Here is a 17,322-nt window from a genome sequence, read left to right as displayed (position 1 = left end):
GTGTTCAAGATTTGGCTCCAATGGTGGCGGTCACTTTGATGGTGCGGGTGTCGGGTATTTCAGCGTGCGACAGCACCTTGAGGTCGGGCAGGCTGCGGCGCAGGAAGCGCGCCAGCAGCACGCGCAGCGGGTGCTGCACCACCAGCACCGGGGCCAGCCCCAGTTGCGACTGGCGTTCCATGGCCTGCTGGGCTTCGCGCAGCAGGCTGTCGGCCAGCCCCGGCTCCAGGCCGTTGCTGTTGCTCAGCGCCTGCAGCAGCACGCGGTCGAGCGAGCTGTCCAGGCCTATGACCTGCAGCGCCTCGTTGCCCGGGAAAATATGCTGGACGATGGCGCGCGACAGCGCCAGGCGTATCAGCGACGTCAGCTCCGTGGTGTCGCTCACCGTGGGCGCGTTTTCGGCCAGCACGTCGAGGATGGTGCGCATGTCGCGTATCGGCACGCTTTCGTCCAGCAGGTTCTGCAGCACCTTTTGCAGCGTCGTGAGCGACAGGGTCTTGGGCACCAGGTCCTGCACCAGCATCGGCGATTCCTTGCCGATGCGGTCCAGCAGCTGCTGCACTTCCTGCCGGCCCAGCAGCTCGGCCGCGTGCGCGTGGATCAGGTGGTTCAGATGCGTCGCCACCACGGTGCTGGCGTCGACCACGGTGTAGCCGTAGATCTGCGCCTGCTCGCGCAGGCCGCTGTCTATCCAGACGGCGGGCAGGCCGAAGGCCGGGTCTTTGGTCGGCGTGCCCGGCAGCGAGGAACTCACCTGCCCGGGGTTGATGGCCATCCACTGGCCCGGGTAGGCTTCGCCCTGGCCGACCTGCACGCCCTTGAGCTTGACGACATAGACGTTGGGCTTGATTTCGAGGTTGTCGCGGATGTGCACCACCGGCACCAGGAAGCCGATGTCCTGCGCGAACTTCTTGCGTATGCTTTTGATGCGGCCCAGCAGCTCGCCGTTCTGGCTTTTGTCCACCAGCGAGATCAGCCGGTAGCCGACCTCCAGGCCCAGCGGGTCGACCAGCGCCACGTCGTCCCAGGTGGCTTCCTGCGACTCGGCCGCCACCGGCGCCGGGGGCGGCTCGGCCTTCGCGGCCCCGCCGGCGGCGTTGCGCCGCTGCACGCGGCGCCCCAGCCAGATCAGGCCGCCGGCGATGATCAGGAAGGCCAGGTTGGGCATGCCGGGGATCAGGCCCATCAGGCCGATCACGCCGGCCGTGAGGAACAGCACCTGCGGATTCGCGAAGAGCTGGCCGGTCAGCTGGCCGCCCACGTCCTCGTTGGTGGTGACGCGCGAGACGATGACGCCGGCCGCCGTGGAAATCACCAGCGCCGGGATCTGCGCGACCAGGCCGTCGCCGATGGCCAGCAGCGTGTAGGTGGTCACCGCCGAGCTGAAATCGAGACCGTGCTGCGCCATGCCGACGATCAGCCCGCCGACGATGTTGATCACCAGGATCAGCAGGCCGGCCACCGCGTCGCCGCGCACGAACTTGCTGGCGCCGTCCATGGAGCCGTAGAAGTCGGCTTCCTGCGCCACTTCGGCGCGGCGCTGGCGCGCCACGTCTTCGCCGATCAGGCCGGCGTTCAGGTCGGCGTCGATGGCCATCTGCTTGCCCGGCATCGCGTCCAGCGTGAAGCGCGCGCCCACCTCGGCGATGCGGCCCGCGCCCTTGGTGATGACCATGAAGTTGATCACCACCAGGATGATGAAGACCATCACGCCGACGGCGAAGTTGCCGCCGACCAGGAAGTGGCCGAAGGCCTCGATCACCTTGCCGGCGGCGTCAGGCCCGGTGTGGCCTTCCATCAGCACCACGCGGGTGGAGGCCACGTTCAGCGACAGGCGCAGCAGCGTGGTGAACAGCAGCACCGACGGGAAGGCCGCGAAATCCAGCGCCTTCATCGTGTACATGCTGACCAGCAGCACCATGATGGACAGCGCGATGTTGAAGGTGAACAGCAAATCCAGCAGGAAGGGCGGCAGCGGCAGCACCATCATCGCCAGGATCAGGATGATCAGCACCGGGCCGACCAGGCCCTTGCCCTGGTTGCCCGCCATCATCTGCCGCGGCAGGCGCATCAGTGCGGCGAAGTTCATGCGGCGTTTCCTGTGGGTTCTGTCGCGCCCGTGAGGGCAAGCGGGTCAAGGGAGTCGGGCACCGGCAGGTCGCGCGGCGTGCGCGGCGTGGCGCCGCCTTCGGCCGCGCGCTGCAGCTGGTAGGCCCAGGCCAGCACTTCGGCCACGGCCGCGTAGAGGGCCGCGGGGATTTCGTCGCCGAGCTTGGTGTGGCGGTAGAGCGCGCGCGTCAGCGGCGGCGCTTCCAGCACCGGGATCTTGTGTTCCTCGGCCATGGCGCGTATGCGCAGCGCCACCAGGTCGGTGCCCTTGGCGATGACGCGCGGCGCGCGCATGTCCTTGTCGCTGTACTTCAGGGCGACAGCGAAGTGCGTCGGGTTGGTGACGATGATGTCGGCCTTGGGCACCTCGGACATCATGCGGCGCTTGGCCATCTGTTGCTGCTGCCGGCGAATCTGCGCCTTGATGTGCGGGTCGCCCTCGCTTTCCTTGTTTTCCTGGCGCAGGTCCTCGCGCGACATGCGCAGCTTGCGGGCATGGCTCCACAGCTGGTAGGGCACGTCGATGCCGGCCACCAGCAGCAGCGAGGCGATGATGAGCGCGCAGCTGCCGGCCACCAGGTGCAGGGTGTGCGGCAGCGCGGCGCGCGAAGATTCGCTCAGCAGCGCCATGATGGCGTTGAGGTCGTCCATGATGACCCACCAGGCGACGCCGCCGACCAGCAGCGACTTGATGATGGTCTTGACCAGCTCGGCCAGCGACTCGAAGGAGAACATGCGGCCTATGCCGGCGATGGGATTGAGCTTGGAGAAATTCGGCGCCAGCGATTTGCCCGACAGCAGCCAGCCGCCCAGCATCATGGGCGCGACCAGCGCGGCCACCAGCATCAGCATCAGCACCGGCATCAGCGCCTGCATCGCGTGCAGCACCGCCCCGCCGGCCTGGTTCATCATGTGCGAAGGGTCAAAGGCCGAGGCGCGCTCGAACTGCAGGCCGTTTCGCAGCGCGCTGTCGAAGTGCGCGCCCATCATCTCGCCCAGGGTCCACACCCCGCCCACGCCCGTGCTCAGCATGACAAAGGTGACCAGCTCCCGCGACCGCGCGACCTGCCCCTCCTCGCGCGCCTTTTCCAGGCGCCGGGGCGAGGCCGGTTCGGTTTTTTCGAGATCACTTTCTTCCGACATCAATGCTCCGCGGCGTCGGGCGCAAAGGGCGCCCTGTCAGAAGAATTATTGGGGGGAGGGGTGAAAACCGATGCCGCAAACAAACCGGGGATAGGCCTGTACTTTGGGCAATAAGGGGGTGGGCGGAATGCCCGGAGAGGGGGGATTGGAGCGCAGCGGAACACACCGTTCGCCCTGAGCCTGTCGAAGGGCTTCGACAGGCTCAGCCCGAACGGGGAATGGATTCAGCCCGAACGGGGAATGGGCTCAGCCCGAACGGGGAATGGATTCAGCCCGAACGGTGCGAGGGTTTCCGAGCGGCTCCGGGGCTCAGAAGCCCAGGCTGGCCAGCAGGTCGTCCACCTGGTCCTGGCCGTCGACCGCGTCGGGGACGCCGGTCTTGATCTGCGGGCCGTTGAGCAGGCCCTGGGTGGCCTCCTGGCGTTTTTCGGGAGGCGCGTTGTCGATCAGTAGCTGCAGCAGCTGCGTCTCCATGTCCTTGATCACGTCCATCATCTTCTTGATGACCTGGCCGGTCAGGTCCTGGAAGTCCTGCGCCATCATGATCTCCATGAGCTGCGCATTGGTGGCGCTGGTCTGCACCGGGGTGTCGGCCAGGTAGCCGCGCGTGTCCTTGACGAGCTCGCGCGCGTCGTCCAGTTCCAGCGGGCTGGCGAACCAGACGTCCCAGCGCTTGCCGAGCGCCACCGCCTGCTTGGACAGGCTTTCCTGGATGGGCTGGGCCACGTCGATGGCGTTGAGCGCCCTTTCAGCGGCGCGCTCGGTCATCTGCGCCACATAGCTCAGGCGGTCGCGCGCGTCGGGAATCGCTTCGGCGGCGCGGGCGATGCCCTTGTCCAGGCCCAGCTCGCGCATGCCTTCGCGCATCTGGCGCGTCAGGTGGCCGATGCGGTTGACCAGCTGTTCGGCCGAGTTGCCCATGGGGGCGGCCGGGTGAAGGGCCGCGGGGGTATGTGCTTCTTGCGGCATGTCAGGCACCTTCTTTTTCGATCTTCTCAAAGATCTTGTTGATCTTTTCCTCGAGCGTGACGGCGGTGAAGGGCTTGACCACATAGCCGTTGGCGCCCGCCTGGGCGGCGGCGATGATGTTTTCCTTCTTCGCCTCGGCCGTCACCATCAGCACCGGCAGCTTGGCGAACTTCGGGTCGGCGCGTATGGCCTGCAGCATGGCCAGGCCGTCCATATTGGGCATGTTCCAGTCGGACACCACAAAGCCGTAGTTGCCGGCCTTGACCTTGTCCAGACCCGCGGCGCCGTCTTCGGCCTCGTCGACGTTGACGAACTCCAGTTCCTTGAGCAGATTGCGAACAATCCGGCGCATGGTCGGGAAGTCATCCACGACCAGAATTTTGATGTTTTTATCAACCACACTTCACTCCAGTTTCACAATCGAACTCTCAAACACATGTCATCCGGAAAGCGCCTTGATGAAAATGCGCCGGCCGGAAGCCCCCAAAAAAATCCTTACACCCGGTTGGCCCGTTCCCCGAAGGAGCGCAGGTGGGCCAGCACGCGGTGGCTTATTTCCTGCAGCGGCACCACCTCGTCCACCGCGCCCAGGGCGATTGCCTCGCGCGGCATGCCGAACACCACGCAGCTGGCCTCGTCCTGCGCCAGCGTGTGCGCGCCGGCCTGGTGCATGCGCAGCAGGCCCTCGGCGCCGTCGCGGCCCATGCCGGTCAGGATCACGCCGATGGCGTTCTTGCCCGCATGGCGCGCGGCCGAATCGAACAGCACGTCCACCGACGGCCGGTGCCGGTTCACCGGCGGCTCCTGGTCGACCTGGGCGACGTAATTGGCGCCGCTGCGCGTGAGCGACAAATGGAAACCGCCCGGCGCGATGTAGGCGTGGCCGGGCAGCACCCGCTCGCCGTGCACCGCCTCGGACACCGAGATGCGGCACAGGCCGTTCAGGCGCTGCGCGAAGGAATTGGTAAAGCCCGCCGGCATGTGCTGGGCGATCAGGATGGCCGGGCTGTCCGGCGGCAGCGGCTGCAGCACTTCGCGTATGGCTTCGGTGCCGCCCGTGGAGGCGCCGATGATGATGAGTTTTTCCGTGCTCAGCAGCGGGCTGTGCAGCATGGGCGCATGGCCGTCACCCGCGCCGCCCACGCCATTGGGCGCGGGGCGCCGGGCCGGCAGCAGCTTGGCCGAGGCCGCCACGCGGATCTTGCCGGCGATCAGGTCGGTATAGGACAGCAGGCCGTCGCGTATGCCCAGGCGCGGCTTGGTCACGAAGTCGATGGCGCCCAGCTCCAGCGCGCGCAGCGCCGCTTCCGAGCCGCGCTCGGTCAGCGAGGACACCATGACCACCGGCATGGGCCGCAGCCGCATGAGTTTTTCGAGGAATTCCAGGCCGTCCATGCGCGGCATTTCCACGTCCAGCGTCATCACGTCGGGGTTGTGCTGCTTGACCAGGTCGCGCGCGACCAGCGGGTCGGAGGCCGTGGCCACCACCACCATGTCGGGCTGGCTGTTGATGATCTCGGTCATCAGGCTGCGAATCAGCGCCGAGTCGTCGACGCACAACACCTTGATCTTGTTCGTGCTCATAGGGCCCACGCATTCCTGTTGGCCGCATCGCGCGCCTGTTTGACGTCAAAAATCTCGACATTGGCGCGCCGGGGCGCGGGCTTGCAGAGCGTGGCGGCCAGCGCCTGCTCCTCGTTCTGCACCATGACGGCGTCGTCCTGCTGGCGCAGCTTGCGCATGGTGACCTTGCCGGTCACCGGGAAGTAGTTGATGCGCCGCGGGTAGTTGCCGCGCAGGTCCTGGGCGGCCACCCGCACCTGCTCCATCTGCAGGTAGCGCAGCACGAAGTCGGCATTGCGCTCGCCGATGTTGAGCAGCGTCATGTTGGCCAGCACCGCGCCGCCGCCGAACACCTTGGCCTCCAGGCGCTCGCGCCGGGCGCCGGCCTTGAACAGTTCGTTGAGCAGCATTTCCATCGCATAGGCGCCGTAGCGCATGGAGGCGGCCGCGTCGCGCGAGGACGGGTCCGCGTCTTCGGGCAGCATGAAATGGTTCATGCCGCCTATGCCGGCCATGGTGTCGCGCACGCAGGCCGACACGCAGGAGCCCAGCACCGTCGTCAGCACCATGTCCTTGGAGGTCACGAAATACTCGCCCGGCAGCAGCTTGACCGCCGAGATGCCGAACTCGCGGTCGAAGTAATGATGGGTGGCCATCGTCTCGCGGTGCGCGGGTGTCATGGGGCGGCCTTCACCTTGTGGACCAGCTCGTACACCGTCTGGCCCTTCAGGCGCAGGATGTCGTTGGCGAAGGAAAAATTCTCGGAGTGCCCGGCGAACAGCAGGCCGTGCGGCTTCATCAGCGGCGCAAAGCGCTGCAGGATCAGCGCCTGCGTGGGCTTGTCGAAATAAATCATCACGTTGCGGCAGAAAATCGCGTCGAAGGGCTCGCGCAGCGCCCACTTGGCGTCCAGCAGGTTGAGCTGCTCGAACTTCACCATGGCCGCGACCTCGGGCCGTATGCGCACCTTGCCGGCCTGGGCGCCCGCCCCTTTGAGGAAAAAGCGCTTGAGCCGCGCCGGCGAAAGCTTGCTGACCTGCTCCAGGGTGAACACGCCCGTGGCCGCCTTGGCCAGCACCTGGGTGTCGATGTCGGTGCCGATCACGCTGGCCGCGCTCGCGGCGCGATCGCCCAGCGCCTCGATCAGCGTCATGGCGATGGAATACGGCTCCTCGCCGGTCGAGGCGGCCGAGCACCAGACCGTCATCGGCTGCGGGCACTTTTTGGCATGCTCGGCCAGCACCGGGAAATGGTGGGCTTCGCGGAAGAAGGCCGTCAGGTTGGTGGTCAGCGCATTGGTGAACTGCTGCCATTCGTCGCCGTTCGGGTCGGCTTCGAGGAAATTCAGGTAGGTCGAGAACTCGGTCAGCCGCAGCTCGCGCAGGCGCCGCGCCAGGCGGCTGTACACCATCTGGCGCTTCTGCGCGCTCAGGGCGATGCCGGCCCGCTGGTGGATCAGCGTGCGGATTTTCGAAAAATCATGGTCCGTCAGGAGGAAATCCGGACCGGCCGACGAAGCCATGGCGCCATGCAGTGGAGTATTCATAGGTTTTCAGTTCATCGCGCGCAAAAAAAGCGCGCCTTGTGCATCAGGCTATGACACAGATACTTCAATGTACAAAGACAGCGGCCTGGGCCATGGGCCGAAAAACACGAGAAAAGCCCCGCTTCTCTGGGTATGGCCGGGTGATGGGGTCGGGCAGGGGTTAGGCTTGGCAAAAAAGCGGCGGTAAGGAGCTGTCCAGAAACCCAGCGAAGCGGTCCTGGCTAGGCGTGACGCCGCAGACAGTGCTAGGGCCTGCTAACGCCACCAATGCAAATGCGAATGGGGTGAGAAAGGCGCCAATCAAGGCGCGCGACGACGCCCAGACCGGGCGTCTGGGCTAGGAGCGCAACGCCGAGTGGCGCCTTTCTCACCCCATTCCCTCCGGGTTGCGATCAAAAAGGCCTTGCGCGGCGTTGCAAAGCCTTGACGGGGATTACCCCGCCTGCGTTTTGCGCCTTGCTCAAGGCCTTTTTGACTCGCAACGCATCTTGCATTGGTGGCGTTAGCAGGCCCTTGCACGGCAAGGCGGCCACAACAACGCCAGGAGGGTTTCTGGGCAGCTCAGGGCGCTAGAGAGAAACCGTGTGGGCCCAGGCCAGTGCCGCCACATGCGCCTGGTTGACCCGCGTGGAGGTCAGCATCAAGGTTTCGGCCAGTTCGGCGGCGCGGCCTTCGGGCTGCTCGCAGGCCTCGACCAGCGTCAGGAAGGGGCCGAACACGCCTTCGCGGTGCAGCAAGGCCTGCGCCACGGTGTCGGGCAGCACGATCTCGCTGATCACCTTTTCCAGCGGGATGCCCAGCAGCTGGTCCAGCAGCGAGAACATGCCGACGAAGAACAGGTGCTCGGCATCGGCGCGCGGCAGCAGGTCCTTGCCCAGCAGCTCGGCAAAGCGGCCGCGGATGATGGCGGCCTGCAGCAGGGCCTGTGAATAGCCCTTGGTGTTGGTGGTGGCCAGCAGCACCGACAGCCAGCGGAACAGCGGGTTGTAGCCCATCATGGTCACCGCGTGGCGCAGCGATTCGATCTCGACCTCGATGCCGAAAGCCGGGGAATTGATGTAGCGGAACAGCTTGTACGACAGCGCCGCGTCGCGCTTGAGCACGTTTTCGAGCAGGCGCACGTCGGCGTTGTCCTGCACCATCTGCATCAGCTGCAGGATGAAAACACCCTGCGGGCTCAGGGCCGTGCCGGCATTTTCGGGGCGCGGGGTGGTGCACAGCGTCGGAAAGAAGCCGCCCACGCCCAGCGGGACGCAGGCGTCGAACTCGCGCCAGCCCGGGAAAGTCTTGATGACCACCGACAGCGGCGGCTCGGCGTGTTTGGCCAGCGCGACGATGGCCGCGAAGTCCGGGTGCCCGTGCGGCAGCTCTATATGGGTGGCCAGCGGCACCAGCGTCTCGGCATGCAATTCCATGAAAGCCAGGTCCGCGCCGCGCAGGGCCAGGCGAAAGCCCTGCTCGCGCATGGACGCCATGCCGGTGGCGCTCTCCTCCGACAGGTCCGCGCAGTCCAGCATCAGCACCGCGCCCCGGGGCACCTTCTCGACGGAGATGCCGCCCGAGGGAATGCCGCGCTCGGCGTCCAGGAACAGCAAGCCCAGCTCGCCCGGCGGGATGCGCTCATTCGCAAAGGCCAGCAGCTGCCGCACATCCTCCAGGTCGCTGGAAGGAGGCAGCCCGCGCCAGGCCAGCTTGTAGCCGGACACGTGTTGTTTGGGGTCCATCAGCGGGGCTCGGACGAGGTATTTGTTTTCTGGCATGGCGAATTGACCGATGTTGTGGCGAAGCGTGTCTCGTGGGGTTACCGGGTGGCGCCGGCCTGTGCTCTGGTTTTTCGCAGCCGTTTCCCGCCCGCCGGCCGGCTGGGGGCCGGGCGGCAACAGGAAAGGGCTGCCCGGCGTCGCCGCACAGAAGGCGGCTCGCCGGCCATAGTCTTGAATCAGGACGGCCTTTGAACACACTGTAAGGAGGCCGGCCGCGGCCGGTTCCCCCAAACAGGCGGGGAATCGCCGCTTTGTTCGCCGGATTGGGGTTTTGGCGGGCTGGTGTATCAAGCCGGGAACCGTTAGGCTGGCACCGTACCGGGATCTGTTACGCGGGCCTCCTCCTCCTGTCAATCCCCGGCCCTGCCGCCAAACGCAAGAAAGACCATGAACCATGGACAAGCGGCTGCCCTTTTATGTCTGGTGGATTGGTGCCGCCGGCATCCTTCTCTCCGCGCTGGTCTGGGTGTTTTTTGCCATCCAGATCCGGGAGGAACAGGAAGAGGCCATACGCGCCCAGGCCCAGCACAACATCAACCTCGCCGTCATTTTTGCCGAACAGGCCATCGCCACCGTGGAAGACGTGGACGGCCTGCTGCTGGACATGCGCCGCATCTATGCCGGAAAAGGGCGGGCCACGCGGCTGGACGAGGTGCCCACGCCCCTGGCCCTCACGGCGAGGGCCCTGGTCTACCGCGCCATCCTCGACAAGGACGGCAAGGTGGTGGTGGGGCTGGCGCTGCCCGACGGGGCCGACCTGGCCGCGCGCGAATACTTCAAGCTGCAGCAAGCCGCCACCACCGACAAGCTGGTGGTGGGCAACGCCGTGGTCGGCTGGACCACCGGCCGCCAGACCGTGCACATCAGCCGGCGCATCACCAACCCCGACGGCAGCTTCGGCGGCGTGGTCGTGGTCGGCCTGGACCCGAACATCTTCACCGAGCTCTACAAAAAAGTCGACATGGGCGACAACGGCCATATCGCCTTTGTCGGCTTTGACGGCCAGCTGCGCGCGCGGCGCCTGGGCGAGAGCGCGAGCTTCGGCGGCGACGCCTCCGGCAACCTCAACCTGCGCAAGATCCTCGCCGAAAAAGACCGGACGCCCAGCGGCAGCCTGCTGGGACCCAGCGGCGTCGACGGCGTCTCGCGCGTGATCGCCTTCAAGATCATCCCGTCCCTGGCCATGGTCGTCATCGTCGCCACCACCTCGGAAGAGGCGCTGGAAGCCGCAGCCGAACGCGCCGGGCACTACACCAGCATCGCCATAGGCGCGACCGCGCTGCTGCTGATGCTGGCCGCCGCGCTCTCGGCCGTCTTCACCCACCAGCACAAACACACGCGCCAGATCGAAACCCTGAACCACAGCCTGGAGCAGCGCATAGAAGCCCGCACCCGCGACCTGCAGGAAGCCAACCAGCGGCTCGAAGCGTTTTCGTATTCGGTGTCGCACGACCTGCGCGGGCCCCTGACCACGATAGACGGCTTCAGCGGCCTGCTGCTGCGCCGCAAGTCACTGCAGGACGACCAGCCTTCGCTCTCGCTGGTAGGGCGCATCCGCAACGGCGTCGGCCAGATGACGCTGCTGATAGACGGCCTGCTCTCCCTCGCCACCCTGGCCCGCGGCCAGGTGCACCGCGAGCCCGTCAACCTCAGCATCATCGCCAGGGCCGTGATCAAACAGCACACCGACGCCGATGCGCAACGCGTCGTCGAAGTCCACATCCAGGACAACATGGTGGTGCAAGCCGACAGCCGCCTGATGACCTCCGTCCTCACCAACCTCATCGCCAACGCCTGGAAGTTCAGCGCCGGCACGCCCGCGCCGCGCATCGAGGTCGGCAGCCAGGCGGGCGCGGACGGCAAGACGGTCTTTTTTGTGCGCGACAACGGCGCGGGTTTCGACATGGCCCATGCCGGCAAGCTGTTCCAGGTGTTTGAGCGGCTGCATTCGTCATCGCAATTTGAAGGCACCGGGATTGGGCTGGCCACCGTCAAGCAGGTGATTGAGATGCATCATGGGGAGGTTTGGGCTGAGAGTGCGCCTGGTGCAGGCGCGAGCTTTTATTTCACGATTGGAGGAGAAGAGGTGTGAGGCCGGGTCTTGCGCCGGCCTTCGCGCCCTCGCCCTCTGCATAGGGTTGCTGGCCGGGTCTCGCCCCGGCGGGCGACATACTTTTCTTTGCTTCGCCAAAGAAAAGTACGCAAAAGAAAGGCGACCCTGGTTGCTGCGTCCCTCCGCTTCGCTGCGGGCAACCTGCGGTGCTCGGTTCAGGCGGGGTCTCGCTAAACTCGCTGCGTTTCACTCCGCTCAGACAACGCGATCCCTGATCCGCCTGAACCTGCGCTCCTCGGCGCATCCACAAGGGGCAATCGGGAGCGGGGTCGGGAGCGGGGGCGGGGACAAAAGGTGGCAGAGCAAGAGCCGCCCGCGATGTGGTGGCCATGAATTTACTCCCTCTCCCTCTGGGAGAGGGCAGGGGCTGAGCGCTGCGGCTCCAGATGCGCCTGCGCGCATCTGGACAGCGCGAAGAAGCCCAGGCTCAGCCTGGGCTGCGGTCTGCAAGACAGGGCCGTCGGCGGTTGATGTGTTGCTGCGGGTGCGAAAGCTGCTGGCCCTCACCCTAACCCTCTCCCAGAGGGAGAGGGGACAAGAAGGAAGACAAATACGGGTTTCTGTCTTCGGCTGTTGGCTGTTCGGTATTCCTTGTCCCCGCTCCCACCCCTTGTGGATGCGCCGAGGAGCGCAGGGCCAGACGGTTCAGGGCAAAAACTTGTTTGAGCCGCAGGCGAGTTGTTTTTGACCCCGTCTGGACCGAGCACCGCAGGTTGCCCGTAGCGCAGCGGAGGGACGCAGCAACCAGGGTCGCCTTTTTTTGCTTACTTTTTTTGGCGAAGCAAAAAAAGTGAGTCGCATGCCGGGCGACCCCGGCCAGCAAGCCCCAGCAGCAAGCGCACCGCCGGAACAGGCAAGGCTTCGACAAGCTCAGCCCGAACGGGGGGGGTAAGGGGAAAGCGGAAACTACCCCTTAGCCACCTTCACTGGCCGCGTCCAGTTAGGCAAACTGACCTGCTTGCCACGCGCAACGCTAAGCGAACCAGCCGGCGTACTCTTGGTAATGGTAGACCCGCCGCCGACAGTGCCGCCGGCGCCAATAGTCACAGGCGCCACCAACACACAGTTGCTGCCGATGTGCACATCGGCTTCTATCACCGTGCGGTGCTTGTTGGCGCCGTCATAGTTCGCGGTGATGCTGCCGGCGCCGTAGTTGACGCGCTCACCGACGGTGGCGTCGCCGAGGTAGGCCAGGTGGTTGGCTTTGGCGCCTTTGGCCAGGGTGGAATTTTTGACCTCGACAAAATTGCCGATGTGCACTTCGGCGCCCAGTTGTGCGCCGGGACGCAGGCGTGCAAACGGGCCGATGAGGGCGCCTTCGCCGACCTGCACGCCGAGCTTTTCGCCGTCGATGTGGGTGAAGGGGTGGATCACGGCACCGGCGGCGATGGCGCAGTTGGCGATCACGCAGTTGGCGCCTATGCGCACGCCATTGCCCAGGCTGACCGTGCCTTCAAACACGCAGTTCACGTCGATCTCTACGTCCTGGCCGCAGCTGAGCGTGCCGCGCACGTCGAGGCGCGCCGGGTCGGCCAGGCGCACGCCCTGCTCCATCAGGGCGACGGCCAGGCGGCTTTGGTGGACGCGTTCGAGTTCAGCCAGTTGCACCGGGCTGTTGACGCCGGCCACCTGGGCGGCGTCGGTGATCTGGTGGGCCACGACGGCCACGCCGTCGGCGACGGCGAACTTCACGATGTCGGTGAGGTAGTACTCGCCCTGGGCGTTCTTGTTGTCGAGCCGGGCCAGCCAGGCGCGCAAGAGGCGCGTGGGCACGGCCATGATGCCGCTGTAGATTTCGCGGATCTCGCGCTGGGCGGCGCTCGCGTCCTTGTGCTCGACGATGGCCCTGACCTGCGAGGAAGCCTCAGCGCCGGCCCGCAAGGGCTCGGAGGCGTGCGCTTGCACGCGCACGATGCGGCCGTAACCCGTGGGGTCGGCCATGCTGAGCGTGAGCAGCGCCAGGCGCTGGCCGTCGCACTGGGCGATCAGGGCCTGCAGCGTGGCGGCCTGGGTCAGCGGCACGTCGCCGGAGAGCACCAGCGTGACGCCGTCGTCGGCCAGCAGGGGCAGGGCCTGCTGCACCGCGTGGCCGGTGCCCAGCTGCGGCTCCTGGCGCGCAAATTCGAGGCCCAGCCCTGAACCGGCCTGGGTGAAGCGGGCGCAGGCGGCTTCGACTTGTTCCGCGCCGTGGCCGGTGATGACGACCGCCTTGCGCGCCGACACGGAGGCGGCGCATTCGATGACATGGGCCAGCAAGGCTTTCCCGCCCAAACGGTGCAACACTTTGGGTAAGCTGCTCTTCATCCGCGTGCCTTTGCCCGCGGCCATGATGACGACATCGATTGGGGTTGCCATGAAATTTCCTCTGGATTTTGGGGTGATGACGCGTCCCCGGGCCGCCGGGGCGGGCACGGGACGCTGCACACGGATTATCGGTGTGCTGGGCGTGCTGGCGCTGGCCGGGCTGATGCAAAGCTGCAGCCTCATGAAAGTCGCCTACAACCAGGCACCGGAACTGATCTACTGGCACCTTGACAGCCACTTCGACTTCACCGATGCGCAAAGCCTGCAGGTCAAGGGCGACCTGGCGAAACTGCAAGGCTGGCACCGCCAGACGCAGCTGCCCGGCTATATCAGCGCGCTGCAAAAGCTGCAGGAACAAATGCCTTCGGACATGGACGCCGCGGCCGCCTGCGCGATTTACACCGACGTGCGCGGCAAGCTGGTGACGCTGTCGCGCCAGGCGGAGCCGCCACTGGCGACCATAGTCGTGTCCCTGCAGCCCGGCCAGCTCAAGCACCTGGAACGCCGCTTCGCCAAGGGCAATGACGAATACCGCGAAGAAGTGCTGGAGGCCTCGCCCAAAAAACAGCGCGACAAGCGCTACAAGGAAGCCGTCAAGCGCGCCGAGATGCTCTATGGCGGGTTGGAGGCCAAACAGCTGGCGGTGATATCGCGGCGCATAGACACATCGCCTTTTGACGCACCGCGCAGCCTCGCGGAAAAAGTCCGGCGCCAGCAGGATGCCCTGCTGACCCTGCGCCCGCTGGTGGCGGGCCAGGCCACGCACGAAAAGGCCCAGGCCGCCGTGCGCGGGCTGGTGGAGCGCACCATCAGCTCACCGGATTCGGCCTATCGCGACTACATGGAAAAACTGACCCAGGACAGCTGCGCCACCCTGGCGGAACTGCACAACAGCACCACGCCGGCGCAGCGCCACAAGGCGGTGGAAACGCTGCAGCGCTATGAGCAGGACTTCAGGACGCTCAATACCCAGAAATCCTGAAGCCGCACGCCGGCACGCCGGACTTACTGGCCGGGCGCCTTGGTGTGCGAACGGCCTTCTTCCTCGGCCTTTTTCAGTTCTTCCGCCTGCTGCGCCGATTCGGGTTTGGCGGCTTCGGCGTCGGACTTCACGTCGGCGTCCTTGAGGTAGGACTTGATGTTGTCCTGGTATTTGCGCGTGCCTTCATAGCTGCCCTCGCCCATCTGGCCGGACGGGCCGTCGCCGGACTGGGACTGGCGCGGCTGGAATTCGCGCGAGCCGCTGCTTTGCTGCTGCTGGCGGTCCGAGAAGCGGCGGGGCTGTTGCTGCAGGCGTGCGCCTGGTGCTGATGCGTGGAACATGTGCGTCTCCTGGTGGTGTCTGTGCTGCTCCCACGGCTCCTTTTCACAAAAAAGGGGCAAAACGTGGGCAAGACAGATACCTTAAAACCCGGAGAAGGCGGCCTTTGTCATCCGCCCAATGGCCTTGGTGTCGGCGGCGGCTTACACCGCCGGAAAACGGCGGTTAAAGCAGGGGAACCTGCGGCGGCGGCGTGTCGTAGTAATCGGCGATGCGCTCCAGCGCGCGTGTGTTGAGCAGCCGCAACCTGCCGTCCTGGATCTCGTGCAGGCCCAGTTGGCGCAGCCGTCGCAGGGTCTTGTTGGTGTGCACCAGCGACAGGCCCAGCGCGTCGGCGATGTGCTGCTGGTTGATGGGAAATTCGATGGTGCCGCCCTCGGCCATGCCCACGCGCTCCAGCCGGCGGAACAAATGCATCAGCAGCATGGCCACGCGCTCGGTGGCATTACGCCGCCCGGCGGTCAGCAGGTGGTCGTCGACCATGCTTTCCTCGCGCGCCGCCAGCCAGGTGATGTCGTAACCCAGGTTGGGAAAACCGCGGAACAGCTCCCACAGCCCGTCGCGCGGGAACACGCAGAGGCTGGTGTCGGTGACGGCCTCGATGCCGTGCATGGCGCCGTCGGCGAATTTTTGCTGCAGGCCGATGAAGTCGCCCGGCAGTAAAAAGTTGAGGATTTGCCGCCGGCCGTCGCTCAGGGTTTTGTAACGGAAGGCCCAGCCCGAATACAGCGTGAACAGTTTGCCGTTGGGCTTTTGTTCATAAAGAATGGTGCCGCCGGCCCGCACGGCCGTGGTGCCGGTGCGGAAGGCTTCGATGAACTGCAATTCCTCCGCGTTGACCGGCATGAAGGCGCCGGTCCTGCGCAAACCGCAGGCATTGCAGCGCGGAGGGCAGATCGCTGATGTTGGCGTGGGGTTGTTCATAAAAGGCACATCTTACGCACATATGCGTGTGTCTTTTGACATTGTGCGGTGCAAGGCGGCCCACTACATTTGCCGCAATGATAAAAATAAGCACAACGCTGTATGAAGTCCTTTACGTCAGCACGCTGGCGCCCGAGGCGCCCCTGAGCGTCGTGAAGGACATCGCCGTGAGGGCCAGGCTGGCCAACGCAGCCAAGGACATTACGGGGCTGCTGATTTTTGACGGCATGCGCTTTTGCCAGCAACTGGAAGGCGGCCAGAAACAGGTGCTGGCGCTGCTGGAGCGCATACGCCAGGACACCCGCCACGTCAACCTGCAGATCCTGCACCACGGCGAACTGGCCGTGCGGCGCTTCAAGCGCTTCAGCCTGGGTTACTGCATGGTCGACGAGGACGACGTGCTCGAACGCATGGAGCAGATGGACGGGCAGCCCGCGCTGGATGCCTTTGAGGGCTTGCTGTCCAGGCTGGACCTGGAGTCCTGAGCCTTCCGCACTAGTTTTGCAGCGCGGCCCACATTTCCTGGTCGCGTTGCGCCGTCCAGATGCGCGGGTTCTTGATGCCGCTGGCTTCGTCGAAGGCGCGGCTCACGTCGAAGGGCAGGCAATGCTCGTAAATAAACACATGGCCGAAGACCGGGTCCATGCTTTTGCGCGTGTGGTCCATGGCGGCCTTGAGGTCCATGCCGGCGGCGGCGGCTTCCTTGCCGGCCTTGTACAGCGTTTCGACCCAGCGTTTGGTGTAGTCGAGCGCCTTGTTGACGTTGGCCGCGCCCTTCATCGCCTCGCCGCGTCCCGGCACGATGGCTTCGGCTTTCAGCGCGCGCAGGGCTTCCAGCGTGGCGGGCCATTCCTCAAGCTGCGCGTCGCCGGTGTAGACGCCTGCTTCGTATTCGACCAGGTCGCCTGAGAACAGCACTTTTTCCTCTTCAATCCAGGCAATCGTGTCGCCGCGCGTGTGGCCGGGGCCCGGATGCCAGACCTGCACCTTCACGCCGCCCAGGTCCAGCACCAGCTTGCCGGGCTTTTCACCCTTGACCGGGTTGCCGCCGTCTATCACCAGCGTCGGCCAGGTCAGGCCGGGCACGCTTTCGGCGTTGCGGAACAGGCGCGGGAAGCGCTCCATCTCGCTTTGCATGTCCTGCGCGCCGCGCTCGACGATGAGCTCATAGGTGCCCTGGCTGGCGATGACTTCGGTCGCGCCTTCGGCCGCATAGGCGCTGGCGCCCAGCACGCGCACCGCGTGGTAGTGCGTGAGCAGCACGTACTTGATGGGCTTGTCGCTGATGGTGCGGATGCGCGCGATCAGGTCCTGCGCCATCGCAGGCGTGGCCGTGGCGTCGCTGACCATGATGAACTTGTCGCCGACGATGACGCCGGAATTCGGGTCGCCCTCGGCGGTGTAGGCCCAGCAATGCGCGCTGAGCTGCTCGAAGGTGATGGTCTTGTCCGTCAGGTCGGACTGCGAGGCAAAAGCTTTGGACATGGGGGCTGTTCCTGTTATGGGCTCGGCGGGCAGGGCCGCCGGCATGACAGGCATTTTACTTAAACGTAATGCATTACGAATA

The 17,322-nt window shown here is 65.6% G+C and carries 15 protein-coding genes; 3 read left to right on the top strand and 12 right to left on the bottom strand.

Annotated features, from left to right (window positions below):
• Window positions 1–4 precede the first annotated feature (4 nt).
• From flhA to ACLV74_RS19475, 8 genes are all read right to left on the bottom strand, one after another.
• The gene (flhA, locus tag ACLV74_RS19510) at window positions 5–2,089 is read right to left on the bottom strand and encodes a flagellar biosynthesis protein FlhA (RefSeq protein ID WP_411881075.1); all 2,085 of its coding nucleotides are present in this window, start codon (window positions 2,087–2,089) and stop codon (window positions 5–7) included.
• A complete protein-coding gene (gene flhB / locus ACLV74_RS19505) occupies window positions 2,086–3,252 on the bottom strand; it encodes a flagellar biosynthesis protein FlhB (RefSeq protein ID WP_411881074.1) in 1,167 nt (388 codons plus the stop codon). Before flhB ends, flhA begins: the two co-directional genes overlap by 4 nt.
• Before the next feature lie 309 nt (window positions 3,253–3,561).
• Window positions 3,562–4,221, bottom strand: coding sequence for a protein phosphatase CheZ (gene cheZ, locus ACLV74_RS19500; RefSeq protein WP_411881073.1), 660 nt, complete (start codon window positions 4,219–4,221; stop codon window positions 3,562–3,564).
• Between the two features lies 1 nt (window position 4,222).
• Window positions 4,223–4,621 (bottom strand): chemotaxis response regulator CheY, encoded by a 399-nt coding sequence (gene cheY / locus ACLV74_RS19495; RefSeq protein WP_411881072.1) that lies wholly within the window; start codon window positions 4,619–4,621, stop codon window positions 4,223–4,225.
• 95 nt (window positions 4,622–4,716) lie between these two features.
• Window positions 4,717–5,805, bottom strand: coding sequence for a protein-glutamate methylesterase/protein-glutamine glutaminase (locus tag ACLV74_RS19490; protein WP_411881071.1), 1,089 nt, complete (start codon window positions 5,803–5,805; stop codon window positions 4,717–4,719).
• On the bottom strand, window positions 5,802–6,464 hold the full coding sequence (cheD, locus tag ACLV74_RS19485; RefSeq protein ID WP_411881070.1) for a chemoreceptor glutamine deamidase CheD: 663 nt from the start codon (window positions 6,462–6,464) through the stop codon (window positions 5,802–5,804). Before cheD ends, ACLV74_RS19490 begins: the two co-directional genes overlap by 4 nt.
• Window positions 6,461–7,330, bottom strand: coding sequence for a CheR family methyltransferase (locus tag ACLV74_RS19480; RefSeq protein WP_411881069.1), 870 nt, complete (start codon window positions 7,328–7,330; stop codon window positions 6,461–6,463). The genes cheD and ACLV74_RS19480 overlap by 4 nt, the downstream gene beginning before the upstream one ends.
• A 569-nt stretch (window positions 7,331–7,899) precedes the next feature.
• Window positions 7,900–9,090: an EAL and HDOD domain-containing protein gene (locus ACLV74_RS19475; protein ID WP_411881068.1), complete on the bottom strand. Its 1,191-nt coding sequence runs from the start codon at window positions 9,088–9,090 to the stop codon at window positions 7,900–7,902.
• Between the two features lie 397 nt (window positions 9,091–9,487).
• On the opposite strand from ACLV74_RS19475, the gene ACLV74_RS19470 reads away from it, so the two are divergent.
• Window positions 9,488–11,185 (top strand): ATP-binding protein, encoded by a 1,698-nt coding sequence (locus tag ACLV74_RS19470; RefSeq protein ID WP_411881067.1) that lies wholly within the window; start codon window positions 9,488–9,490, stop codon window positions 11,183–11,185.
• A gap of 927 nt (window positions 11,186–12,112) precedes the next feature.
• Here the strand turns inward: ACLV74_RS19470 and glmU are convergent.
• A complete protein-coding gene (glmU, locus tag ACLV74_RS19465; RefSeq protein ID WP_411881066.1) occupies window positions 12,113–13,561 on the bottom strand; it encodes a bifunctional UDP-N-acetylglucosamine diphosphorylase/glucosamine-1-phosphate N-acetyltransferase GlmU in 1,449 nt (482 codons plus the stop codon).
• A gap of 25 nt (window positions 13,562–13,586) precedes the next feature.
• Here glmU and ACLV74_RS19460 point away from each other — a divergent pair, with 25 nt between their 5' ends.
• A complete protein-coding gene (locus ACLV74_RS19460; protein WP_411881065.1) occupies window positions 13,587–14,492 on the top strand; it encodes a DUF6279 family lipoprotein in 906 nt (301 codons plus the stop codon).
• Window positions 14,493–14,515: 23 nt separating this feature from the next.
• Here ACLV74_RS19460 and ACLV74_RS19455 read toward each other — a convergent pair whose 3' ends face one another.
• Both ACLV74_RS19455 and ACLV74_RS19450 read right to left on the bottom strand, forming a co-directional pair.
• The gene (locus tag ACLV74_RS19455; protein WP_411881064.1) at window positions 14,516–14,833 is read right to left on the bottom strand and encodes a hypothetical protein; all 318 of its coding nucleotides are present in this window, start codon (window positions 14,831–14,833) and stop codon (window positions 14,516–14,518) included.
• Window positions 14,834–14,996: 163 nt separating this feature from the next.
• Window positions 14,997–15,755, bottom strand: a complete 759-nt coding sequence (locus ACLV74_RS19450; RefSeq protein WP_411881063.1) for a Crp/Fnr family transcriptional regulator — start codon at window positions 15,753–15,755, stop codon at window positions 14,997–14,999.
• A 77-nt stretch (window positions 15,756–15,832) separates the two neighbouring features.
• Between ACLV74_RS19450 and ACLV74_RS19445 the strand changes: the two genes are divergently transcribed.
• Complete coding sequence (locus tag ACLV74_RS19445) at window positions 15,833–16,240, top strand: BLUF domain-containing protein (protein WP_411881062.1); 408 nt, start codon at window positions 15,833–15,835, stop codon at window positions 16,238–16,240.
• A gap of 10 nt (window positions 16,241–16,250) precedes the next feature.
• Here the strand turns inward: ACLV74_RS19445 and ACLV74_RS19440 are convergent, their stop codons facing one another.
• Window positions 16,251–17,240: an MBL fold metallo-hydrolase gene (locus tag ACLV74_RS19440; RefSeq protein WP_411881061.1), complete on the bottom strand. Its 990-nt coding sequence runs from the start codon at window positions 17,238–17,240 to the stop codon at window positions 16,251–16,253.
• Window positions 17,241–17,322: the final 82 nt, after the last annotated feature.

It is taken from the genome of Polaromonas sp. YR568, assembly GCF_943369415.1.
Taxonomy (GTDB): domain Bacteria; phylum Pseudomonadota; class Gammaproteobacteria; order Burkholderiales; family Burkholderiaceae_C; genus Polaromonas.
This window is presented reverse-complemented; position numbering and strand designations above follow the sequence as displayed.

Bases quoted from the DNA above. Each gene is read 5' to 3' on its own strand.
- flhA (WP_411881075.1), bottom strand. From the start codon at position 2,089: ATGAACTTCGCCGCACTGATGCGCCTGCCGCGGCAGATGATGGCGGGC.
- flhB (WP_411881074.1), bottom strand. From the start codon at position 3,252: ATGTCGGAAGAAAGTGATCTCGAAAAAACCGAACCGGCCTCGCCCCGG.
- cheZ (WP_411881073.1), bottom strand. From the start codon at position 4,221: ATGCCGCAAGAAGCACATACCCCCGCGGCCCTTCACCCGGCCGCCCCC.
- ACLV74_RS19490 (WP_411881071.1), bottom strand. From the start codon at position 5,805: ATGAGCACGAACAAGATCAAGGTGTTGTGCGTCGACGACTCGGCGCTG.
- cheD (WP_411881070.1), bottom strand. From the start codon at position 6,464: ATGACACCCGCGCACCGCGAGACGATGGCCACCCATCATTACTTCGAC.
- ACLV74_RS19480 (WP_411881069.1), bottom strand. From the start codon at position 7,330: ATGAATACTCCACTGCATGGCGCCATGGCTTCGTCGGCCGGTCCGGAT.
- ACLV74_RS19475 (WP_411881068.1), bottom strand. From the start codon at position 9,090: ATGCCAGAAAACAAATACCTCGTCCGAGCCCCGCTGATGGACCCCAAA.
- ACLV74_RS19470 (WP_411881067.1), top strand. From the start codon at position 9,488: ATGGACAAGCGGCTGCCCTTTTATGTCTGGTGGATTGGTGCCGCCGGC.
- glmU (WP_411881066.1), bottom strand. From the start codon at position 13,561: ATGGCAACCCCAATCGATGTCGTCATCATGGCCGCGGGCAAAGGCACG.
- ACLV74_RS19460 (WP_411881065.1), top strand. From the start codon at position 13,587: ATGACGCGTCCCCGGGCCGCCGGGGCGGGCACGGGACGCTGCACACGG.
- ACLV74_RS19455 (WP_411881064.1), bottom strand. From the start codon at position 14,833: ATGTTCCACGCATCAGCACCAGGCGCACGCCTGCAGCAACAGCCCCGC.
- ACLV74_RS19450 (WP_411881063.1), bottom strand. From the start codon at position 15,755: ATGAACAACCCCACGCCAACATCAGCGATCTGCCCTCCGCGCTGCAAT.
- ACLV74_RS19445 (WP_411881062.1), top strand. From the start codon at position 15,833: ATGATAAAAATAAGCACAACGCTGTATGAAGTCCTTTACGTCAGCACG.
- ACLV74_RS19440 (WP_411881061.1), bottom strand. From the start codon at position 17,240: ATGTCCAAAGCTTTTGCCTCGCAGTCCGACCTGACGGACAAGACCATC.